Origin of the sequence: Streptomyces sp. NPDC002209 (genome assembly GCF_042890265.1) — a bacterium.
Taxonomy (GTDB): domain Bacteria; phylum Actinomycetota; class Actinomycetes; order Streptomycetales; family Streptomycetaceae; genus Streptomyces.
Genome location: NZ_JBIARX010000003.1, coordinates 220,286 through 236,905 on the forward strand (window position 1 = coordinate 220,286; position 16,620 = coordinate 236,905).

The 16,620-nt window shown below is 73.3% G+C and carries 16 protein-coding genes; 3 read left to right on the top strand and 13 right to left on the bottom strand.

Features of this window, described 5'->3' with window-relative positions:
• Positions 1-64 precede the first annotated feature (64 nt).
• The 6 genes from ACFYXK_RS08550 to ACFYXK_RS08575 form a co-directional block, all read right to left on the bottom strand.
• Positions 65-1,291, bottom strand: a complete 1,227-nt coding sequence (locus tag ACFYXK_RS08550) for an arginine deiminase (RefSeq protein WP_389410406.1) — start codon at positions 1,289-1,291, stop codon at positions 65-67.
• 100 nt (positions 1,292-1,391) lie between these two features.
• Complete coding sequence (locus ACFYXK_RS08555; RefSeq protein ID WP_389410407.1) at positions 1,392-1,859, bottom strand: hypothetical protein; 468 nt, start codon at positions 1,857-1,859, stop codon at positions 1,392-1,394.
• Positions 1,860-2,056: 197 nt separating this feature from the next.
• A complete protein-coding gene (locus ACFYXK_RS08560; RefSeq protein ID WP_389410408.1) occupies positions 2,057-4,627 on the bottom strand; it encodes a polynucleotide kinase-phosphatase in 2,571 nt (856 codons plus the stop codon).
• A complete protein-coding gene (locus ACFYXK_RS08565; protein WP_389410409.1) occupies positions 4,624-6,087 on the bottom strand; it encodes a 3' terminal RNA ribose 2'-O-methyltransferase Hen1 in 1,464 nt (487 codons plus the stop codon). The genes ACFYXK_RS08560 and ACFYXK_RS08565 overlap by 4 nt, the downstream gene beginning before the upstream one ends.
• Before the next feature lie 144 nt (positions 6,088-6,231).
• Positions 6,232-7,167, bottom strand: a complete 936-nt coding sequence (gene mmuM, locus ACFYXK_RS08570) for a homocysteine S-methyltransferase (protein ID WP_389410410.1) — start codon at positions 7,165-7,167, stop codon at positions 6,232-6,234.
• Positions 7,168-7,183: 16 nt separating this feature from the next.
• Positions 7,184-8,107 carry an LLM class F420-dependent oxidoreductase gene (locus ACFYXK_RS08575; protein WP_389410411.1) on the bottom strand — a complete coding sequence of 308 codons (924 nt, stop codon included), beginning with the start codon at positions 8,105-8,107 and terminating at the stop codon, positions 7,184-7,186.
• Between the two features lie 231 nt (positions 8,108-8,338).
• On the opposite strand from ACFYXK_RS08575, the gene ACFYXK_RS08580 reads away from it, so the two are divergent.
• Positions 8,339-8,614, top strand: coding sequence for a hypothetical protein (locus tag ACFYXK_RS08580; RefSeq protein WP_389410412.1), 276 nt, complete (start codon positions 8,339-8,341; stop codon positions 8,612-8,614).
• A 90-nt stretch (positions 8,615-8,704) separates the two neighbouring features.
• On the opposite strand, the gene ACFYXK_RS08585 is transcribed toward ACFYXK_RS08580, so the two are convergent.
• From ACFYXK_RS08585 to ACFYXK_RS08600, 4 genes are all read right to left on the bottom strand, one after another.
• Positions 8,705-9,190 carry a DUF6099 family protein gene (locus ACFYXK_RS08585; protein WP_389410413.1) on the bottom strand — a complete coding sequence of 162 codons (486 nt, stop codon included), beginning with the start codon at positions 9,188-9,190 and terminating at the stop codon, positions 8,705-8,707.
• 123 nt (positions 9,191-9,313) lie between these two features.
• On the bottom strand, positions 9,314-9,721 hold the full coding sequence (locus ACFYXK_RS08590) for a nucleotide pyrophosphohydrolase (protein ID WP_389410414.1): 408 nt from the start codon (positions 9,719-9,721) through the stop codon (positions 9,314-9,316).
• Entirely contained in the window at positions 9,718-10,938 is a 1,221-nt protein-coding gene (locus ACFYXK_RS08595; RefSeq protein ID WP_389410415.1) for an ATP-binding protein, read from the bottom strand. The genes ACFYXK_RS08590 and ACFYXK_RS08595 overlap by 4 nt, the downstream gene beginning before the upstream one ends.
• A 67-nt stretch (positions 10,939-11,005) precedes the next feature.
• The gene (locus ACFYXK_RS08600) at positions 11,006-11,401 is read right to left on the bottom strand and encodes a cell division protein SepF (protein ID WP_383509204.1); all 396 of its coding nucleotides are present in this window, start codon (positions 11,399-11,401) and stop codon (positions 11,006-11,008) included.
• 162 nt (positions 11,402-11,563) lie between these two features.
• On the opposite strand from ACFYXK_RS08600, the gene ACFYXK_RS08605 reads away from it, so the two are divergent.
• Both ACFYXK_RS08605 and ACFYXK_RS08610 read left to right on the top strand, forming a co-directional pair.
• Complete coding sequence (locus ACFYXK_RS08605; protein ID WP_389410416.1) at positions 11,564-12,277, top strand: DUF2470 domain-containing protein; 714 nt, start codon at positions 11,564-11,566, stop codon at positions 12,275-12,277.
• Between the two features lie 37 nt (positions 12,278-12,314).
• Positions 12,315-13,235 carry an NADP-dependent oxidoreductase gene (locus ACFYXK_RS08610; protein ID WP_389410417.1) on the top strand — a complete coding sequence of 307 codons (921 nt, stop codon included), beginning with the start codon at positions 12,315-12,317 and terminating at the stop codon, positions 13,233-13,235.
• Between the two features lie 85 nt (positions 13,236-13,320).
• Here the strand turns inward: ACFYXK_RS08610 and ACFYXK_RS08615 are convergent, their stop codons facing one another.
• The 3 genes from ACFYXK_RS08615 to ACFYXK_RS08625 are packed head-to-tail and all read right to left on the bottom strand — an operon-like array spanning position 13,321 to position 16,582.
• Positions 13,321-13,674, bottom strand: coding sequence for a 4Fe-4S binding protein (locus tag ACFYXK_RS08615; RefSeq protein ID WP_389410418.1), 354 nt, complete (start codon positions 13,672-13,674; stop codon positions 13,321-13,323).
• Positions 13,671-15,254, bottom strand: coding sequence for an FAD-dependent oxidoreductase (locus ACFYXK_RS08620; RefSeq protein WP_389410419.1), 1,584 nt, complete (start codon positions 15,252-15,254; stop codon positions 13,671-13,673). The genes ACFYXK_RS08615 and ACFYXK_RS08620 overlap by 4 nt, the downstream gene beginning before the upstream one ends.
• Positions 15,251-16,582: an LLM class flavin-dependent oxidoreductase gene (locus tag ACFYXK_RS08625; protein WP_389410420.1), complete on the bottom strand. Its 1,332-nt coding sequence runs from the start codon at positions 16,580-16,582 to the stop codon at positions 15,251-15,253. The genes ACFYXK_RS08620 and ACFYXK_RS08625 overlap by 4 nt, the downstream gene beginning before the upstream one ends.
• Positions 16,583-16,620: the final 38 nt, after the last annotated feature.

Here is a 16,620-nt window from a genome sequence, read left to right on the forward strand (position 1 = left end):
ATGCTGGAAGTGTATACGCCCTCATGCATTGATATACAGCCCCCATCCCACCGGCCCGCCCGGGTCAGGCCGGATCCCGCTCCACCGGGCAGCTCATGCACCGCGGCCCGCCCCGGCCCCGCCCCAGCTCGCTGCCGGGGATCTCGATGACCTCGATGCCCTCCTTGCGCAGGTGCGTGTTGGTCGTCACGTTCCGCTCGTACGCCACCACCACCCCCGGCTCGACGGCCAGCACGTTGCAGCCGTCGTCCCACTGCTCGCGCTCCGCCGCGTGCACGTCCTGCGTCGCGGTCAGCACCCGGATCGAGTCCAGTCCGAGCGCGGCCGCGATCGCCCGGTGCATGTGCTCCGGCGGATGGTCGGTCACCTTCAGCTCCTGCAGCCCGGCGCCCGGCTCGATCGTGTAGGAGCGCAGCATGCCGAGGCCCGCGTACTGGGTGAACGTATCTCCGTCCACCATCGTCATCACCGTGTCCAGGTGCATGAAGGCCCGCCGCTTCGGCATGTCCAGCGCCACGATGGTGCTCGCCGAGCCGGCCGCGAAGAGGCCGCGCGCGAGCATCTCCACCGCCTGCGGCGTCGTCCGCTCGCTCATCCCGATCAGCACCGCGCCGTTGCCGATGACGAGCACGTCCCCGCCCTCGATGGTCGACGGGTAGTCCGCCTGCCCCTGCGACCAGTAGTGGAAGGCCCCCGAGGAGGTGAAGAGCGGGTGGTGCTTGTAGATCGCCTCGAAGTGCACCGTCTCGCGCTGCCGGGCAGGCCAGCGCATGGCGTTGATGGACACCCCGTCGTAGATCCAGGCGGAGGTGTCCCGGGTGAACAGGTGGTTGGGCAGCGGCCCGAGCAGGAAGTCGTCCAGCTCCATGGCGTGGAAGCGGACCGACACCGGCTCGGCGTGCCGCTCCAGGTACTCCCGCTTGGTCATCCCGCCGACCAGCGCCTCGGCCAGCCCGGTCGCCGGCAGCTGGTCGAAGACCGCGCGCAGGTGGTCGGTGGCGAGCGGCCCGTACTCCTTCTCGTCGAACACCCGGTCCAGTACGAGGTGTCTGGCCTCCGGGATGTCCAGGGCCTCGCACAGCAGGTCGCCGAAGAGGTGCACCTCCACACCGCGGTCGCGCAGGACGTCCGCGAAGCCGTCGTGCTCCTGGCGGGCCCGGCGCACCCACAGCACGTCGTCGAAGAGCAGTGCGTCCTTGTTGCTCGGTGTGAGCCGCTTCAGCTCCAGGTCGGGCCGGTGGAGGATGACGCGGCGAAGCCGCCCGGTCTCGGAGTCGACATGGAATCCCATGGCGTACACGTTCGCAGACCGGACGGCTTTTTGACGTGGCGTTCGCTCAGGAGACCGGGCGGAACCGGCAGCCCCTGCAGGCCCGGCAGCCCCCGCGGGATCAGCGCAGACCGAGGAGCGCCGTCGGGGTCCCGATCAGCTCCGGGGTGGTCAGGCCCAGCTTGGGCGTGGTCAGGTCCGGGATCCCGAAGTTGTCGCCGTTCGGCATCGTCAGCGGGGCGCCGACGACCGCACCGGGGGTGCGGGCGAGCAGGTCGGTGGCCGGGGCCTCCAGCGTGCCCTCGCCGTCCGTCTTCGGGTCGCCGAGCAGGTTCGGCACCGGCGTGCCGACCAGGGTGCTGCCGAGCTCGGTGGTGACGGGCAGCACCGGGAGGATCGGGTTGGGGAGCAGATCCCCCGTGTGGTAGCGGGGGGCCTCGGGGGCGCCGACGACCGGCACCGGCACCGCGGTGGCCACGCGCGGGGTGTCCACGCCCAGCGTGGTCTTCACGGCGTCCAGGGGCACAGCCACCGGAACCGAGTCGGCCACGGCCGGGGTGGCCGCGCCGGCCGCAGCCATACAGGTCATGAGTGCCGCAATGCTTCCGCGCGCGGTCATCTTCATAAGTGACGTTCCGTCCTTCCAGGGTCGCGGACATTCCGCTGCCCTGGATGAACGATCCCGCCGGCGGTTTTCCCGGCGTTCTTCGGGAAAGTTCCCCCATACGACCTAATTCGGGGCCGTACGGGGGCCTCGCCTTTACGGCTCCGCCTGCCGTCCCCCCCTCACAACCGGGGGTCGACCGGCTCCGATTCGAGCGCGAGCACGCCGAAGACCGCCTCGTGCACCCGCCACAGCGGCTCCCCGCCCGCCAGCCGGTCCAGGGCCTCCAGCCCGAGCGCGTACTCGCGCAGGGCCAGCGAGCGCTTGTGCCCCAGGAACCGCTGGCGCAGCTTCTCCAGCTGCTCCGGACGTGTGTACTCCGGCCCGTAGATGATCCGCAGGTACTCGCGGCCGCGGACCTTGACACCGGGCTGGACCAGGCGGCCCTTGCCGTCCCGGGCGTATGCCTGGAGCGGCTTGACGACCATGCCCTCCCCGCCCGCGGCCGTCAGCTCGAGCCACCAGTCGGTGCCCGCCCGTACGGAGTCCTCGTCGGCGGTGTCGACCAGGATCCGGCCGGTGCGGCGCAGCAGCCCGGTGCCGGCCGCCTCGTCGGCGGCGACGAGCCGGTCCAGCCAGAACAGCTGCTCGTCGTGCGGTACGGCGGCAAGCGAGCGCCCGGCCGCCGCCAGGAGCTGGAAGGGCGCGAACCGTACGCCGTCCAGCCCGTCGGTGGTCCAGCAGTAGCGCCGGTAGGCGTCGGTGAACCGCTCGGCGTCGGCGGCCCGGTCCTGCTGGCGGGCCAGCAGGTCGCCGGTGTCGATGCCCCGCCCGGCGGCCGCGGCCAGGGCGGCGAGGGCGTCCGGGAAGACGGCGCGGGAGGCCGCGCCCACGGCGGCGTACTGGTTGCGCAGCAGCCCGGTGGACTTCAGCGACCAGGGCAGCAGCTCCCCGTCCAGCAGCACCCAGTCGGTCGCCAGCTCCTCCCACAGGCCCGCGTCGGTGACGGCGCCGCGGAGCCGGGCCAGGACCTCCTCGGTGACCTCGGGGTCCTGGAAGAAGGGCCGTCCGGTGCGGGTGTAGACGCAGCCGCTCGGTCCCTCGACACCGAAGCGCGCACGGGCCGCCTCGGCGTCCTTGCAGACGAGGACGGTGGCGCGGGAGCCCATGTGCTTCTCCTCGCAGACGACCTGGGCGATGCCGTCCTTGCGGTACTGGGCGAAGGCCTCGGCCGGGTGCTCCAGGTAGCCCGCTTCGTTCGAGGTGGCGGTGGGCGCCATGGTGGGCGGCAGGTACGGGACCAGCCGCGGGTCCACCGCGAAGCGGCTCATGACCTCCAGGGCCGCCGCCGCGTTCTCCTCGCGCACGGTGACGTTGCCCAGGTGCCGGGTCTCTACGATCCGGCGCCCGTGGACGTCGCCCAGGTCGAGCGGGCGCCCTCCGCCAGGGTCCGTCCGGGGGGACCCCCAGTCGCCCGGCGCCTCGGTGGCGAGCGGCTTGACCGGCTCGTACCAGACCTTCTCGGCCGGTACGTCGACCAGTTCGCGCTCGGGCCAGCGCAGGGCGGTCATCTTCCCGCCGAAGACGGCGCCGGTGTCCAGGCAGATGGTGTTGTTGATCCAGGAGGTGTCGGGGACCGGGGTGTGGCCGTAGACCACGACCGCCTTGCCGCGGTAGTCCTCGGCCCACGGGTAGCGCACGGGCAGCCCGAACTCGTCGGTCTCGCCGGTGGTCTCCCCGTACAGGGCGTGCGAGCGGACCCGGCCGGAGGTGCGGCCGTGGTACTTCTCGGGCAGGCCGGCGTGGCAGACCACCAGTTTGCCGCCGTCGAGGACGTAGTGGCTGACGAGGCCGCGGATGAACTCCCGCACCTCCTCGACGAACTCCTCCGGCTCGTGGCTCAGCTGCTCGATGGTCTCGGCGAGCCCGTGGGTCTGCTGGACCTTGGAGCCCTTGAGGTAACGGCCGAGCTTGTTCTCGTGGTTCCCGGGCACGCACAGGGCGTTGCCGGACCCGACCATGCCCATCACGCGGCGCAGGACGCCGGGGCTGTCCGGGCCGCGGTCGACGAGGTCGCCGACGAAGACCGCGGTGCGGCCCTCGGGGTGGACGCCGTCCTCGTACCCGAGCTTGCCGAGCAGGGTCTCCAGCTCGGAGGAACAGCCGTGGATGTCGCCGATGATGTCGAAGGGGCCGGTGAGGTGGGTGAGGTCGTTGAAGCGCTTCTCCAGCACCACTTCCGCGCTGGCGGCCTCCTCGGGCGTGCGCAGCACGTGCACCTTGCGGAAGCCCTCGCGCTCCAGTCCGCGCAGCGAGCGGCGCAGGTCGCGGCGGTGCCGCTGGATGACGGCGCGGGGCAGCCCGGCCCGGTCCGGGCGGCCGGCGTTGCGTTCGGCGCAGACCTCCTCGGGCATGTCGAGGACGATGGCGATGGGCAGCACGTCGTGCGCGCGGGCGAGCTGGACCAGCTGCCGGCGGGCCTCGGGCTGCACGCTGGTCGCGTCGACGACGGTGAGGCGCCCGGCTGCCAGCCGCTTGCCGGCGATGTAGTGGAGGACCTCGAAGGCGTCCCGGCTCGCACTCTGGTCGTTCTCGTCGTCGGAGACGAGGCCCCGGCAGTAGTCGGAGGAGATGACCTCGGTGGGCTTGAAGTGCTTGCGGGCAAAAGTGGACTTGCCGGATCCGGTGGCCCCGATCAGGACGACGAGGGACAGGTCGGTGACGGGAAGTATGCGCGTGCCGGTCGTGGTCATGCGACCTCGTCCTCCTTCTTGCTGTCGGTGCTGATCCGAGTGAAAACGGCCATCTGGGTCGGCGGCCCCACCTCGGGGTCGTCGTCGCCGACGGGAGCGAACTCGGCGGCGTACCCGTACCGTTCGGCGACCCCTCCGGCCCAGGTGCGGAACTCCGCGCGGGTCCACTCGAAGCGGTGGTCGCCGTGCCGGACGTGCCCGGCGGGCAGGGTCTCCCAGCGGACGTTGTACTCGACGTTGGGAGTGGTGACGAGGACGGTGCGGGGGCGGGCCGAGCCGAACACCGCGTACTCCAGGGCGGGCAGCCGCGGCAGGTCCAGGTGCTCGATGACCTCGCTGAGCACGGCCGCGTCGTACCCGGTCAGCCGCTTGTCGGTGTAGGCGAGCGAGCCCTGCAGCAGCTGCACGCGGCTGCTCTGCCGCTCCCCCATCCGCTCGAGGCGCAGCCGCTTGGCGGCCATGCCGAGGGCCCGCATGGACACGTCCACACCGACGATCTCGGTGAAGGCGACGTCCTTGAGGAGGGCCTGCACCAGCTGGCCCTGTCCGCAGCCGAGGTCGAGGACCCGGGCCGCGCCGGCGGCGCGCAGCGCGGCGAGGATCGCCTCGCGGCGCTGCACGGCGAGCGGCACGGGCTTCTCCTCGATCTCACCCACGGCGTTGTCGAGCTCCTCGACCTCGCTGCCGTCGGCCTCGGCCAGCCGGACCAGCTCCAGCCGCTCCAGGGCGTCGCGGGTCAGCCGCTTGTGGCGGGCCAGGTAGCGGGCGCTGATCAGCCCGTTCTCGGGGTGCGCGGCCAGCCAGCCGTCTCCGGCGCGCAGCAGCTTGTCCACCTCGTCGGGGGCGACCCAGTAGTGCTTGGCGTCGTCGAGCACGGGCAGCAGGACGTAGAGCTGGCGCAGCGCGTCGGCGAGCAGCAGCTCGCCCTCCAGGACGAGCCGCACGTACCGGGAGTCCCCCCACTCGGGGAACTGCTCGTCGAGCGGTACGGGTTCGGCCTGTACGAGGTCCCAGCCGAGCGGGTCGAACAGCCGGTGCACGAGGGCCGCTCCGCCCCGGGCGGGCAGCGCCGGGATCTCGATCCGCAGCGGACGGGCCTGCTCCGGCAGCTCGGGCCGGGCGGTGCACTGCCCCTTGAGCGCGCTGCGGAAGACGGAACTGAGCGCGACGGCGAGCAGCGAGGAGGCGGCGTACGGACGGTCGTTGACGTACTGCGCGAGCGCGGCGTCGGGCGCCCCGCCCCGCCCCTTGCCCTGCCCGCGCCGCACGAGCGCGACGGGATCCACCTCCAGCAGCAGAGCCGCCGTGCACCGCGCATCCGTGGCCTCGGGGTAGAAGACGTGGGCGGTGCCGTGGGAGGTGGAGAACGCCTGCACCTTCCCAGGATGCTTGTGCAGCAGAAAGCCCAGGTCGGTAGCCGGGTGCTCGGCGCTGCCAGTGGCGGAGATCGTCAGGAACATGCAGCTCAGCATGCCTGCGGCCCGCTACCGGCGGCCACCGGATTTCCCTCCCTCCCACACCCCCGCCCACCCCACGGCCCCCGATCCGGACAAGTGCCCGTCACTCATCCGGTGGGTCCGACAGCGGCGGCGGAGGGGTCCCGGTCAGGAGCGCCGGCGTCGCTGAGCGCTCTCGCCTCCCTGAATTCCGGCGGCCAGTTCCGTGATGTGGGACGGGCCGATGCGGCAGCAGCCGCCCAGTAGGCGGGCGCCCGCCGTGCGCCAGGACTCGACGGGCCAGGGGGCGGGGTCGGGCGGGGCGTGCCAGGTGGCCGTGGCCGGGTCCCAGGCGGAGCCGTCGTTGGGGTAGGCCAGGAGCGGCTTGGCGGTGACGGAGGCGGCTGCCTCGAGGGCGGGCAGCACGTCCGCCGGGTCGCAGCAGTTGACGCCGAGGGCGATGATCTCGGGGGTCCCGGCCGCGAGGGCGAAGGCCTCGGGGAGGGGCTGGCCGGCGCGGGTGCGGGCGTCGGCCACGGTGTAGCCGAGCCAGGCGGGGGCGCCGGTGCCGGCGAGGACGGTGAGGAGGGCTTCGGCCTCGTCGGCGTCCGGGACGGTCTCCAGGGCCAGGACGTCGGGGCCCGCCTCGAGCAGCGCGTCGATGCGCGGGCGGTGGAAGGCGGCCAGCTCGCGCACGCTCAGCCCGTACCGCCCGCGGTACTCGGAGCCGTCCGCGAGCACCGCCCCGTACGGGCCGACCGAGGCGGCGACCCAGACCTCGTGGTCCGCGGCCTCGGCCGCCCGGGCGGCGAGTACGACGCTGCGGTGCAGCAGGGCGGTGGTCGCGGCCCGGTCGTGGCCGTGGGCGGCGAAGGCCTCGTACCCCACCTGGTAGCTGGCGGTGATCAGCACCTCGGCGCCGGCCCGCGCGTACGCCGTGTGGGCGGCCTCCACCTGGTCCGGCCGCTCGGCAAGCACCCGGCCCGACCAGAGGCCGCCGGACAGGTCGCAGCCCTGGTCGGTGAGCTGGTTGCTCAGCCCGCCGTCCAGGAGCACGACCCTGCGGGCCAGGGCTTCGGCGAGCGGGCCGGACGCGCGGGGCATCGGTCGTGCGCCTCCCTCAGCCGAGCTGGGACAGCACCTGGGCCGAGATCAGCTCCAGGTGGTCCAGGTCGTCGAGGTCGAGCAGCTGGAGGTAGACGCGGGAGCTGCCGACGGCCGCGTAGGCGCCGATCTTCTCCACGACCTCGGCCGGGGATCCGGCCAGGCCGTTGGCCTTGAGCTCGTCCACGTCCCGGCCGATGGCGGCGGCGCGGCGGGCGACCTCGGCGTCGTCCCTGCCGACGCACACCACGAGGGCGTTGGAGTAGACGAGGCCGTCGGCGCCCCGCCCGGCCTCCTCGGCGGCCCGGCGTACCCGGCCGAACTGCCGCTCGCTGTCCGCGATCGACGCGAACGGCATGTTGAACTCGTCGGCGTAGCGGGCGGCGAGGCGCGGGGTGCGCTTCGCGCCGTGGCCGCCGATGAGCACGGGCACCTTGGCCTGGGCCGGCTTGGGCAGTGCCGGGGACTTCTCCACCTGGTAGTGGGTGCCGGCGTAGTCGAAGGTGGCGCCGGGCTCGGTGGCCCACAGGCCGGTGACGATGGCCAGCTGCTCCTCCAGCCGGGCCATCCGCTCCGCCGGGAACGGGATGCCGTACGCCTTGTGCTCCTCCTCGAACCAGCCCGCGCCCAGACCCAGTTCGACCCGGCCTCCGGACATCTGGTCGACCTGGGCCACCTGGATGGCGAGCACGCCGGGCAGCCGGAAGGTGCCGGCCGTCATCAGCGTGCCCAGCCGGATCCGCCGCGTCTCCCGGGCCAGGCCCGCGAGGGTGATCCAGGCGTCGGTGGGCCCGGGCAGGCCGTCCGCCGAGCCCATCCGCAGATAGTGGTCGGACCGGAAGAACGCGTCGAAGCCCAGGTCCTCGGTGGCCTTGGCGACGGTCAGGAGGGTGTCGTAGCTGGCGCCCTGCTGGGGTTCGGTGAAAATACGGAGATCCATACCTCCCATCCTGCCTCCCCCTGCCGCCTCCGGCAGGCGCCCCCGTCCCGCCCCGGCAGGGTGAATCCGCGTCAACGCGGCGGGCCGCCCCGCGCCCGGCCAGTGACCAGCCCGGACGGGGATCGTTGGCTCGGACGGAGCCGGACCGCCCGGCCCGCGCGCCGGCGGCCCGTCGCCGGTGCGTCCACCGCCCCCTTCCGCCGTGGAAGGGCCAGGGCCGAGGAGGCCGCCATGTCCCACGAGGCCGTGCCGGAGACCCGCCAAGAGGACGGACAGACCGGACAGGCAGCACACGACCACGCACGTCAGGAGCCCGCGACGGCCGCCCGGGGCAGCGCACCGAAGGGCCTGCTGCAGCAGATGGAAGAGCTGATGGCGGCGCTGAACGCCGACCTGTCGCAGCTCGACGCCGACCTCCAGTCCTCCACGGACCGCACCCCCGGCGCGCCGTCGGCCCCGGGCAGCCGTACCCCCGAGAGCGAGCGCCCGTCCCACCGGTCGTACTGACGCCCGTCCTACCGGCCGTACTGACCGTGCGGGTCCCGTCGCGCGCGGCGGGACCCTCGACCCCGTCCTCCCGTCGTTCGCCCGCTCCCGTCAGGCCACGCCCGAGGCGGACCCCCGTTCGCGGACCGCCAGGCGCCGCAGGACGGCCCGGACCCGGTCGCTCGATTCGTCGGCCGCGTCGATGGACTCTATGCACTGCCAGTACAGGCCTTCGTCGTCCGTCGCACAGGCCACCCCGACCAGGGCTATCCCCACTTCGCCGAGCAACGCCTGCAGTCCGAGCAGAGCCTGGCGGACATCCGCCACCTCGGTCAGCTGCGCCGCTCTCGGCGGATAGTCGGGCGCGCTGCCCTCGCCGCGCAGGGCGGCTCTGTCGAACACCCCGCAGCCTCTGCCCCCTGCTTCACCCAGTCCCCGTGCCTCCGATCTCAGCTCCGGCGGCCCGGTGACCGCCAGCCAGCTCCCTATCCCCTGCGCGAGCGCCTGCGCCTGCCAGGCCTCGCCCACGATGTCCATCGACGCCCCGCTCTGTGCCAGCGCGTGCCGGCCGGCCGCGATGAGCCGTACCGCATCCATATGCCGTCCCCCGTCCGCACGACATCCACCGTTCTCACCACTACCCAGAGTGAGGGCAATGAGCCAGTAAAGCCAGGGGTATTCGGAAATCTATGGACACAAACATGGTTGTGGACGACGCCATCACTCCGAAGAGTGACAATTCGATGTCGGAGGCCCCGTCACCGGGAAGCGGAGCTCGTTCCTCTCGATCTTCGCGGCGAGCGCATCCAGCACATCCACCCCGAGAACCTCACAGAATTGCAGCAGATACGCCAGCACGTCGGCCACCTCATCGGCCACGCGGTGCGCGGTTTCCGGCTTCTCCATGACCTTCGCCGACTGTTCCGGGGTCAGCCACTGGAAGATTTCGACCAGTTCGGAAGCCTCCACGCTCAGCGCCACGGCCAGGTTCTTGGGCGTGTGGTACGGCTCCCAGCCGCGTGCGGCGGCGAACTCGGCCAGCCGCCGCTGCAGTTGCTGCAGCCGCTCGTGCGCGTGCGGCTCGTCCCCCTGCTGTACGTCCTGCTGTACGTCCTGCTCATCACTCATGACGTCAGGTCTACCACCGCGACCCCCGGAGTGAGGCGGGCGGCCGCTGCCGTCTCCTCCCCCACCGCGGCGACCAGCCGGACGTGGCCGCGGCCGCAGCTCAGCAGGGCCAGCCGCAGCAGCTCGGCGTTCTGCCGCCGGTCCAGGCCGCGGTCGAAGCCGTCGGCGAGGACGGTCAGCGCCTGCCGGGCGGAGAGCAGTTCGGCGGCCGGGTCCATGGCCAGCACCCCCGGGCCGGTCAGCAGGACCAGCGCCAGCGCGAGGAAGCGGAGCTCGCCCGCGCCCAGCCGGCCCAGCTCCGTGGCGGGCCCGGCGGAGCCGCGGTCCAGCAGCGCCGTGACCGGGCCGTGCGCGGGGGCCCGTACGTCAAGACCCTCCACCGGGCCCGAACAGCCGGCCCGTGCCGCCGCGGCCAGCAGCGCGTGGCGGGTCCCGCACTCGTGGCGGGTCCGGCGCAGGACGTCGGCCAGGTTGGCGCAGTCGCCGAGCAGCCGGCCCGCGCCCGGCGGGACGGGGGCCCGCATCCGGTCCGGGCGCGGGTCGCAGGGGAACACCGAGCGCAGGGCCACCACCACCTGCTCGGCGGCGGCCAGGACCTGCCGCTGTCCGGCCGTGGCGCCGGCCACGCGCAGCGGGAGCAGGGCGGTGCCGAGCCGGTCGTCGGGCAGCGGGGCCCGGGTGACGCCGATGGCCCCGCCGGTCAGCCAGGAGGCCTGCACGGAGCGCCGGCCGGGGTCGCGCAGGGCGGTGGCGAGCAGGATCTGCCCGTCCACCGAGAGCCGTTCGCCGGCGATCCGCAGTGCGGGCTCGGCCTGGACGGCGAGGTCGAGGCGGACGGGTCCGGCCGGGCCGTCGACGGTGCAGCCGATGCGGAACCCGCGCCGCCGCTCGCCGTCGGGCACGGCCCGGTCGGGGATCCTGGCCCGCGGGTCGGGAAACGCCTCCTCCAGGGTGGCCCCGGATCCCAGCGCGGCCAGGGCCTCGTAGGCCGCGAGGGCCTGGGACTTGCCGCTGCCGCTGGGCCCGGTCAGGAAGGTCACGGGCCCGAGCGGGAAGACGGCCGCGCGGTGCGCCCCGAAGGCGGAGAGCCGCAACTCGGTGACGACAGGCCGGTGGTGAACGACGGGGCGTGCGGCATCGTCCGCCGGCGCGGCGGCAGGGTCATCGGATAACGCGGCGGGGGCAGAGGCCTCCGCCGCGCCGAAGGTGGCGTCCATGCGCCGGACGGTACGGGCCGCCGGACCCCCGGTGGGCCCGGCGAACCGTTCCGCCCCGGCGACCTTCCTACGATCGGGGGACGGCGGCGGCCGCGATCCCCTCGACCTCGGTCCCGACGGGCGCCAGCAGGAAGACGTTCCGGTCGACCCGGTGCATCCCGCTGCCCAGTCCGAAGACCACGCCGCTGCTGAAGTCGAGGATCCGCTTGGCCACTTCGCTGTCCGCGCCGGTGAGGTCGAGCAGCACCGGGATCTGCGCGATCAGGTACTCGGCCACCTCTCTGGCATCGGCGAAGATCTGGACCCGGATCACGACGAAGCGCCGCTGTTCCGCCGCGACGGCTCCCGGCGCCGTGGGGATCGTGCGGTGGTCCACCCGGGAGGGCCACTCGTTGCGACTGCGCAGGGGGACCACCTGCGCGAGCCCCTCCCACTGTTCGTCCGTGACGTCGTACCTGCTCACCGGGCCGCCTCGGCCGTGCGCTTCATGTGCATCCCGCCATCCTCTCGCGTTTCACCCGTTCAGCCCAACAACGACACGAACGACGCGTGGTACTCCTGCGAAAGCGAATAGGTTAGGTTAGGCATACCTAAGTCATTCGCCCAGGACGATGGAGAGATCCGCATGCGCATGTCCGGTGCCGCCCCTGCCACCCCGGCCGCCGGCCGGCCCACCGACGCCGAACGGGTCCGGTCGATCCTGGTCGCCGCCCACTCCATGACCGTGGTCACCGACGGGCTGCGCAGCGAAGTCCGCCACCTCGACGGGGCGGACCCGATGGGCAGGCTGCACCTGCACCCCGCCGAGCCCGGCGGCGACGGCGAGCACCGGCCGTCGATCCGCCTGGAGTTCACCGACATCGCCCCCACCCCCGTACGGGACCGGGTGCGCGCCCGCGTCACGATCCTGGGCCGGCTGCTGACGCCCTACACGGACGAAGGCGCCGGCTCCACCTGCATGGAATTCGGCCGCGCCGTCCTCGAGACCGCGCAGGGCCGCTCGTACGTCGGCATCGAGGAGCTCGACGCGGCCTGCCCCGACCCCCTCGCGCCGTTCGAGGCCGGGATGCTCACGCACCTCCTCGACGACCACGCCGAACTCGTCACCCTCCTGCTGCGCCTGGTCCGCCCGCTGCCCGCGGGGGCGATCCTGCGCGTACTGCCGCTCGCCATGGACCGGTACGGGATCACCCTGCGCCTGGAGCAGCGGCGCGGGCACCGCGACGTACGGCTGCCGTTCCCCTCGCCGCTCGACGACGTCGAGCAGTCCGGGGTGCAGATCCAGGCCCTGTTCAGCGCGGCCCGGCGCAGCTCGCACCGCAACAGCCTGCCCGCGTGAGGAATACGTCCGTACGGGGTTTCCGTTGGGGACGATCATGAAGGCAATCACGTACAGCGCATACGGAACTCCCGCGAACCTCACGCTCGTTGACGTACCGCAGCCCAAGGTCGGCCCGGGCGAGGTGCTGGTCCGGGTCAAGGCCGCCGGCGTGAACCCGGTGGACTGGAAGCTCGCCGCCGGATACCTCGACCCGGTCCTCGAGGTGCGCCACCCGGTCATACCCGGCTGGGACGTCGCCGGAACCGTCGAGGCCGTCGGCCCCGACACCTTCGACCACGCGGTCGGCGACGAGGTCTACGGGTACGTCCGCAAGGAGTGGGTCGAGCTCGGCACCTACGCCGAACTGGTCTCGGCCCCCGTCCGGACGCTGGCCCGCAAGCCGCGCGAGCTGACCTTCGAGCAGGCCGCGGGCATCCCGCTGGCCGGCCTCACCGCGTACCAGTCCCTCGTCCGCGCGGGCCTCCAGGCCGGCGAGACCGTCGTCATCCACTCCGCGGCCGGCGGCACCGGCTCCCTGGGCGTGCAGATCGCCGTCGCGCTCGGCCTGCGCGTCATCGGCACGGCCGGCGCGCACAACCACGACTACCTGCGCTCGCTCGGCGCCGAGCCCGTCCTGTACGGGGAGGGCATGGCGGACCGGATCCACGCGCTCGCCCCCGAAGGCATCGACGCGGGGCTGGACTTCTTCGGGGACGGCGCCGTCGAGATCCTCCAGTCTCTCGTCAGGGAGCGCAGCCGGGTGGTCTCCATCGCCGACTACGAGGCCGCGGCCAAGGGCGCGCACCAGCTGTGGGTGCGCCCGGACAGCGCCGACCTGGCGTTCCTCGGGGAACTGGCCGACGCGGGGAAGCTCACGGTCAACGTGGAACACGCACTGCCGCTCGCCGAGGCCGCGAAGGCCTGGGAGCTCAGCGCGGCGGGCCGCACGCGCGGCAAGATCGTCCTGACGGTCTGACCTCCGCCTCCGGCGTCCTGCACCCGGCGGGACGCACGGGTGTGCCCCCGGAGCACCGGGCTCCGGGGGCACACCACACCCGCGTTCAGGAGGTGATCGGCGGCGCCGCCGGGCCCAGCGGCGGGCCGATCGCCCGCAGCGCCCCGGGCGTGCGCCCCTCCCCCCAGCCGATCTCGCGCCGGTAGCTGCCGAGCAGCCCCCTGCGCACCAGCTCCGCCTCGTCCCGTACGGCCGGATCCTGCGGCACGGGCCGGGTCAGCGGCGCCACGAACAGCGCGTCCACCGGGCAGTTGGCCTCGCACAGGAAGCAGGTCTGGCAGTCCTCCTGGCGCGCGAGCAGCGGAATCCCCTCGGGACCCCGTTCGAACACATCGGTGGGACAGACCTCCACGCATTTGTCGCAGGCGATGCAGCGCTGCGCCGAGACCAGTTCGATCACGTCCTCACCCCGGCCTTCGGGGCCGGCCTGGTCCACACCCGGTCCAGTCCGCCCACCAGGATCCGGTGGTGCAGCCGGGGGTCCTGGTCCGGATGGTCGAGGCGCTTGGCCATTCCGCGGGTCTCCGGCCGGGCCAGCGCGGCCGTGTACATCCATCGCGCGTGCGCCGTCATCGCCGCCGCCTGCCGGGCCTTGACCAGGTCCGCGCCCTCTCCGTGCAGCTCCCTGCGCAGGTCGGCCCAGCCCGCGTCGAGCGCCCGCAGCGACGCGGCCAGCCGGTCACCGCGGCGCAGGTAGTTCTTGTCGTACGGGAGGACCTCCTGCTGTACGAGTTCCACGGCCGCCCGGTGGCCGGCGGCCGCGGCCGGACGCCCCGTCGGGCGCAGGCCCGCTCCGCCCGCTCCGGTGACGGGCCGGCAGGCCGCCCGGCCCGAGCCGATGGAGCGGGCGTGGGCGGCGGCGCCGGCTCCCGCCCAGCTGCCCGAGGAGATCGCCCAGGCGGCGTTGTGGCTGCCGCCTCCGGTGAAGCCCCCGCAGATCTCCTCGCGGGTGGCCGCGTCCCCGGCCGCGTACAGGCCGGGCACGCCGGTGGCGCAGTCGTCGCCGGTGATCCGGATGCCGCCGGTGCCGCGCACGGTGCCCTCGGCCAGCAGCGTCACCGCGAAGCGGTCGGTGAAGGGGTCGATGCCGAGCCGGTCGAAGGTGAGGAAGAAGTTGGGCTGCGCGCGGCGCATCGCGGCCCGCGCCGTGTCGTCGGCGCGGTCGAGGCGCGCGTACACCTTGGCGCCGTCGAGGAGCGTGCGGGCGATGACCGAGCGGCCGCCCTGGCTGGCTGCGCCCTCCAGCACGCTGCCGTCCTCCTGGTAGAAGGTGGCGAAGGAGTAGAACGCGGTCTTGGTGACCGAGGTGCCCTCGGGGGCGATGCCGTAGGCGTTGGAGAACTCCATGCCGGAGAGCTCCGCGCCCGCTTCGGCGGCGAAGAGGGCGCCGTCGCCGGTGTTGGTGTTCGTGCCGAGCGCCCCGCTGAGGAAGGCGCAGCCGCCGGTGGCGAGCACGACCGCCCCGGCCCGGACGCGGTAGTGCTCGCGGGCCTGGCGGCGGTAGCCGGCAGCGCCTGCGACCGCACCGTCCGCGTCGGTGAGGAGCTCGGTGACCGGGCTGTGGTCCAGGATGCGGACTCCGGCGCGGCGGATCCGGATGCGCATCCGCCGCATGTACTCGGGGCCCTGGAGACCACCCCGGAGCGGCTGTCCGTCGGGGCCGGTGGGGAACGGGTACCGGCCGTCGGTGGCCAGCTCGTTCATCCGCGCGTACGTCTCGTCGAGGACGCGGGCCATCCAGCGCCGGTCGGCGAGGTACCCGCCGAGGCCTTCGCGGCTCGCCATGGCGGCCTCGCGGGCGGCGGGTTCGGGGGGTACGTACCAGACGCCGGTGCCGCCGGCGGCCGTCGCACCGCTCGTACCGCAGTAGCCCTTGTCGGCGAGGACGACACGGGCCCCGGCCCGGGCCGCCCCGAGGGCGGCCCAGGCGGCGGCCGGTCCGCCGCCGACGACGAGGACGTCGGTGGCGAGGTCCGTCACGAGGCGGCCTCCGCGTACCGGTTCGCCGGGCGCGGGAGGCCGTAGTTCTCGCGCAGGGTCGTGCCGGTGTACTCCGTACGGAACAGGCCGCGCTCCTGCAGGATCGGCACGACGTGGTCGACGAAGGCGGTCAGCCCGGTCGGCAGGACGGGCGCCATGATGTTGAAGCCGTCGGCGGCGCCCTGCGTGAACCACTCCTCCAGCTGGTCGGCGATCTGCTCGGGCGTGCCGGCGAAGACGCGGTGGCCGCGGCCGGCGCCGAGGCGGGCGATCAGCTCGCGCAGGGTGAGGCCGTCGCGGCGGGCCAGTTCGGCGACGAGGGTGAAGCGGCTCTTGTTGCCGTTGATGTCCCGCTCCTCCGGGAGCTCGGGCAGCGGGCCGTCGAGGGGGTGGCCGGTGAGGTCGGTGCCGAGCATGCCGGAGAGCTGGGCGAGCCCGTACTCCGGCACCTGGAGGTCGGTGAGCTCCTGCTCCAGGGCCTTCGCCTCGGCCTCCGTGGAGCCGATGACGGGCGCGATGCCGGGCAGGACGAGCAGGTCGGACCCGGTGCGGCCGTACTTGGCGAGGCGCGACTTGAGGTCCTTGTAGAAGGTCTGCCCGTCGGCGAGGGTCTGCTGGGCGGTGAAGACGGCCTCGGCGTACTGGGCGGCGAACTCCTTGCCGTCCTCGGAGGACCCGGCCTGCACGAGGAGCGGGTGGCCCTGCGGGGAGCGGGGCACGTTGAGCGGTCCGGCGACGCCGAAGTACTCACCGCGGTGGGCGGCGGGGTGGAGCTTGTCGGTGTCGGCGTAGATGCCGCGCTCCTTGTCGAGGACGATCGCGTCGTCCTCCCAGCTGTCCCACAGCTTGGTGGCGACGTCGAGGAACTCGCGGGCGCGGTCGTAGCGGAGGCTGTGTTCGAGGTGCTCGTCCTGGCCGAAGTTGCGGGCCTCGTCGACGGTGCCGGAGGTGACGATGTTCCAGCCGGCGCGGCCGTTGCTGATGTGGTCGAGGGAGGCGAACTTGCGGGCGAGGTGGAACGGCTCGTTGAAGGTGGTGGAGACGGTGGCGATGAGCCCGATGTGCTCGGTGACGGCGGCGATGGCGGAGAGCAGGGTCAGCGGCTCGAACCCGCCGAGGGCGTTGTAGCGGGCCTTGCCCCACAGGGCGAGCCCGTCCGCGAAGAAGATCGAGTCGAGCCGCCCCCGCTCGGCGGTCCGCGCCAGCTCCTGGAAGTACCGCAGGTCGGTGACCCGCTCGGGGCTGCTGCCGGGGTGCCGCCAGGCGGCGTCGTGGTGCCCGGCGTTCATGAGGAAGGCGTTGAGGTGGAGGGTCCGGGGTGCGGTCATGATGGTGTTCCTCGGGTCGGGGAGACGGATGCACGGCG

Bases quoted from the DNA above. Each gene is read 5' to 3' on its own strand.
- ACFYXK_RS08580 (WP_389410412.1), top strand. From the start codon at position 8,339: ATGTCCCACGAGGCCGTGCCGGAGACCCGCCAAGAGGACGGACAGACC.
- ACFYXK_RS08550 (WP_389410406.1), bottom strand. From the start codon at position 1,291: ATGGGATTCCATGTCGACTCCGAGACCGGGCGGCTTCGCCGCGTCATC.
- mmuM (WP_389410410.1), bottom strand. From the start codon at position 7,167: ATGCCCCGCGCGTCCGGCCCGCTCGCCGAAGCCCTGGCCCGCAGGGTC.
- ACFYXK_RS08560 (WP_389410408.1), bottom strand. From the start codon at position 4,627: ATGACCACGACCGGCACGCGCATACTTCCCGTCACCGACCTGTCCCTC.
- ACFYXK_RS08575 (WP_389410411.1), bottom strand. From the start codon at position 8,107: ATGGATCTCCGTATTTTCACCGAACCCCAGCAGGGCGCCAGCTACGAC.
- ACFYXK_RS08585 (WP_389410413.1), bottom strand. From the start codon at position 9,190: ATGGATGCGGTACGGCTCATCGCGGCCGGCCGGCACGCGCTGGCACAG.
- ACFYXK_RS08555 (WP_389410407.1), bottom strand. From the start codon at position 1,859: ATGACCTGTATGGCTGCGGCCGGCGCGGCCACCCCGGCCGTGGCCGAC.
- ACFYXK_RS08610 (WP_389410417.1), top strand. From the start codon at position 12,315: ATGAAGGCAATCACGTACAGCGCATACGGAACTCCCGCGAACCTCACG.
- ACFYXK_RS08605 (WP_389410416.1), top strand. From the start codon at position 11,564: ATGCGCATGTCCGGTGCCGCCCCTGCCACCCCGGCCGCCGGCCGGCCC.
- ACFYXK_RS08595 (WP_389410415.1), bottom strand. From the start codon at position 10,938: ATGGACGCCACCTTCGGCGCGGCGGAGGCCTCTGCCCCCGCCGCGTTA.
- ACFYXK_RS08590 (WP_389410414.1), bottom strand. From the start codon at position 9,721: ATGAGTGATGAGCAGGACGTACAGCAGGACGTACAGCAGGGGGACGAG.
- ACFYXK_RS08625 (WP_389410420.1), bottom strand. From the start codon at position 16,582: ATGACCGCACCCCGGACCCTCCACCTCAACGCCTTCCTCATGAACGCC.
- ACFYXK_RS08565 (WP_389410409.1), bottom strand. From the start codon at position 6,087: ATGTTCCTGACGATCTCCGCCACTGGCAGCGCCGAGCACCCGGCTACC.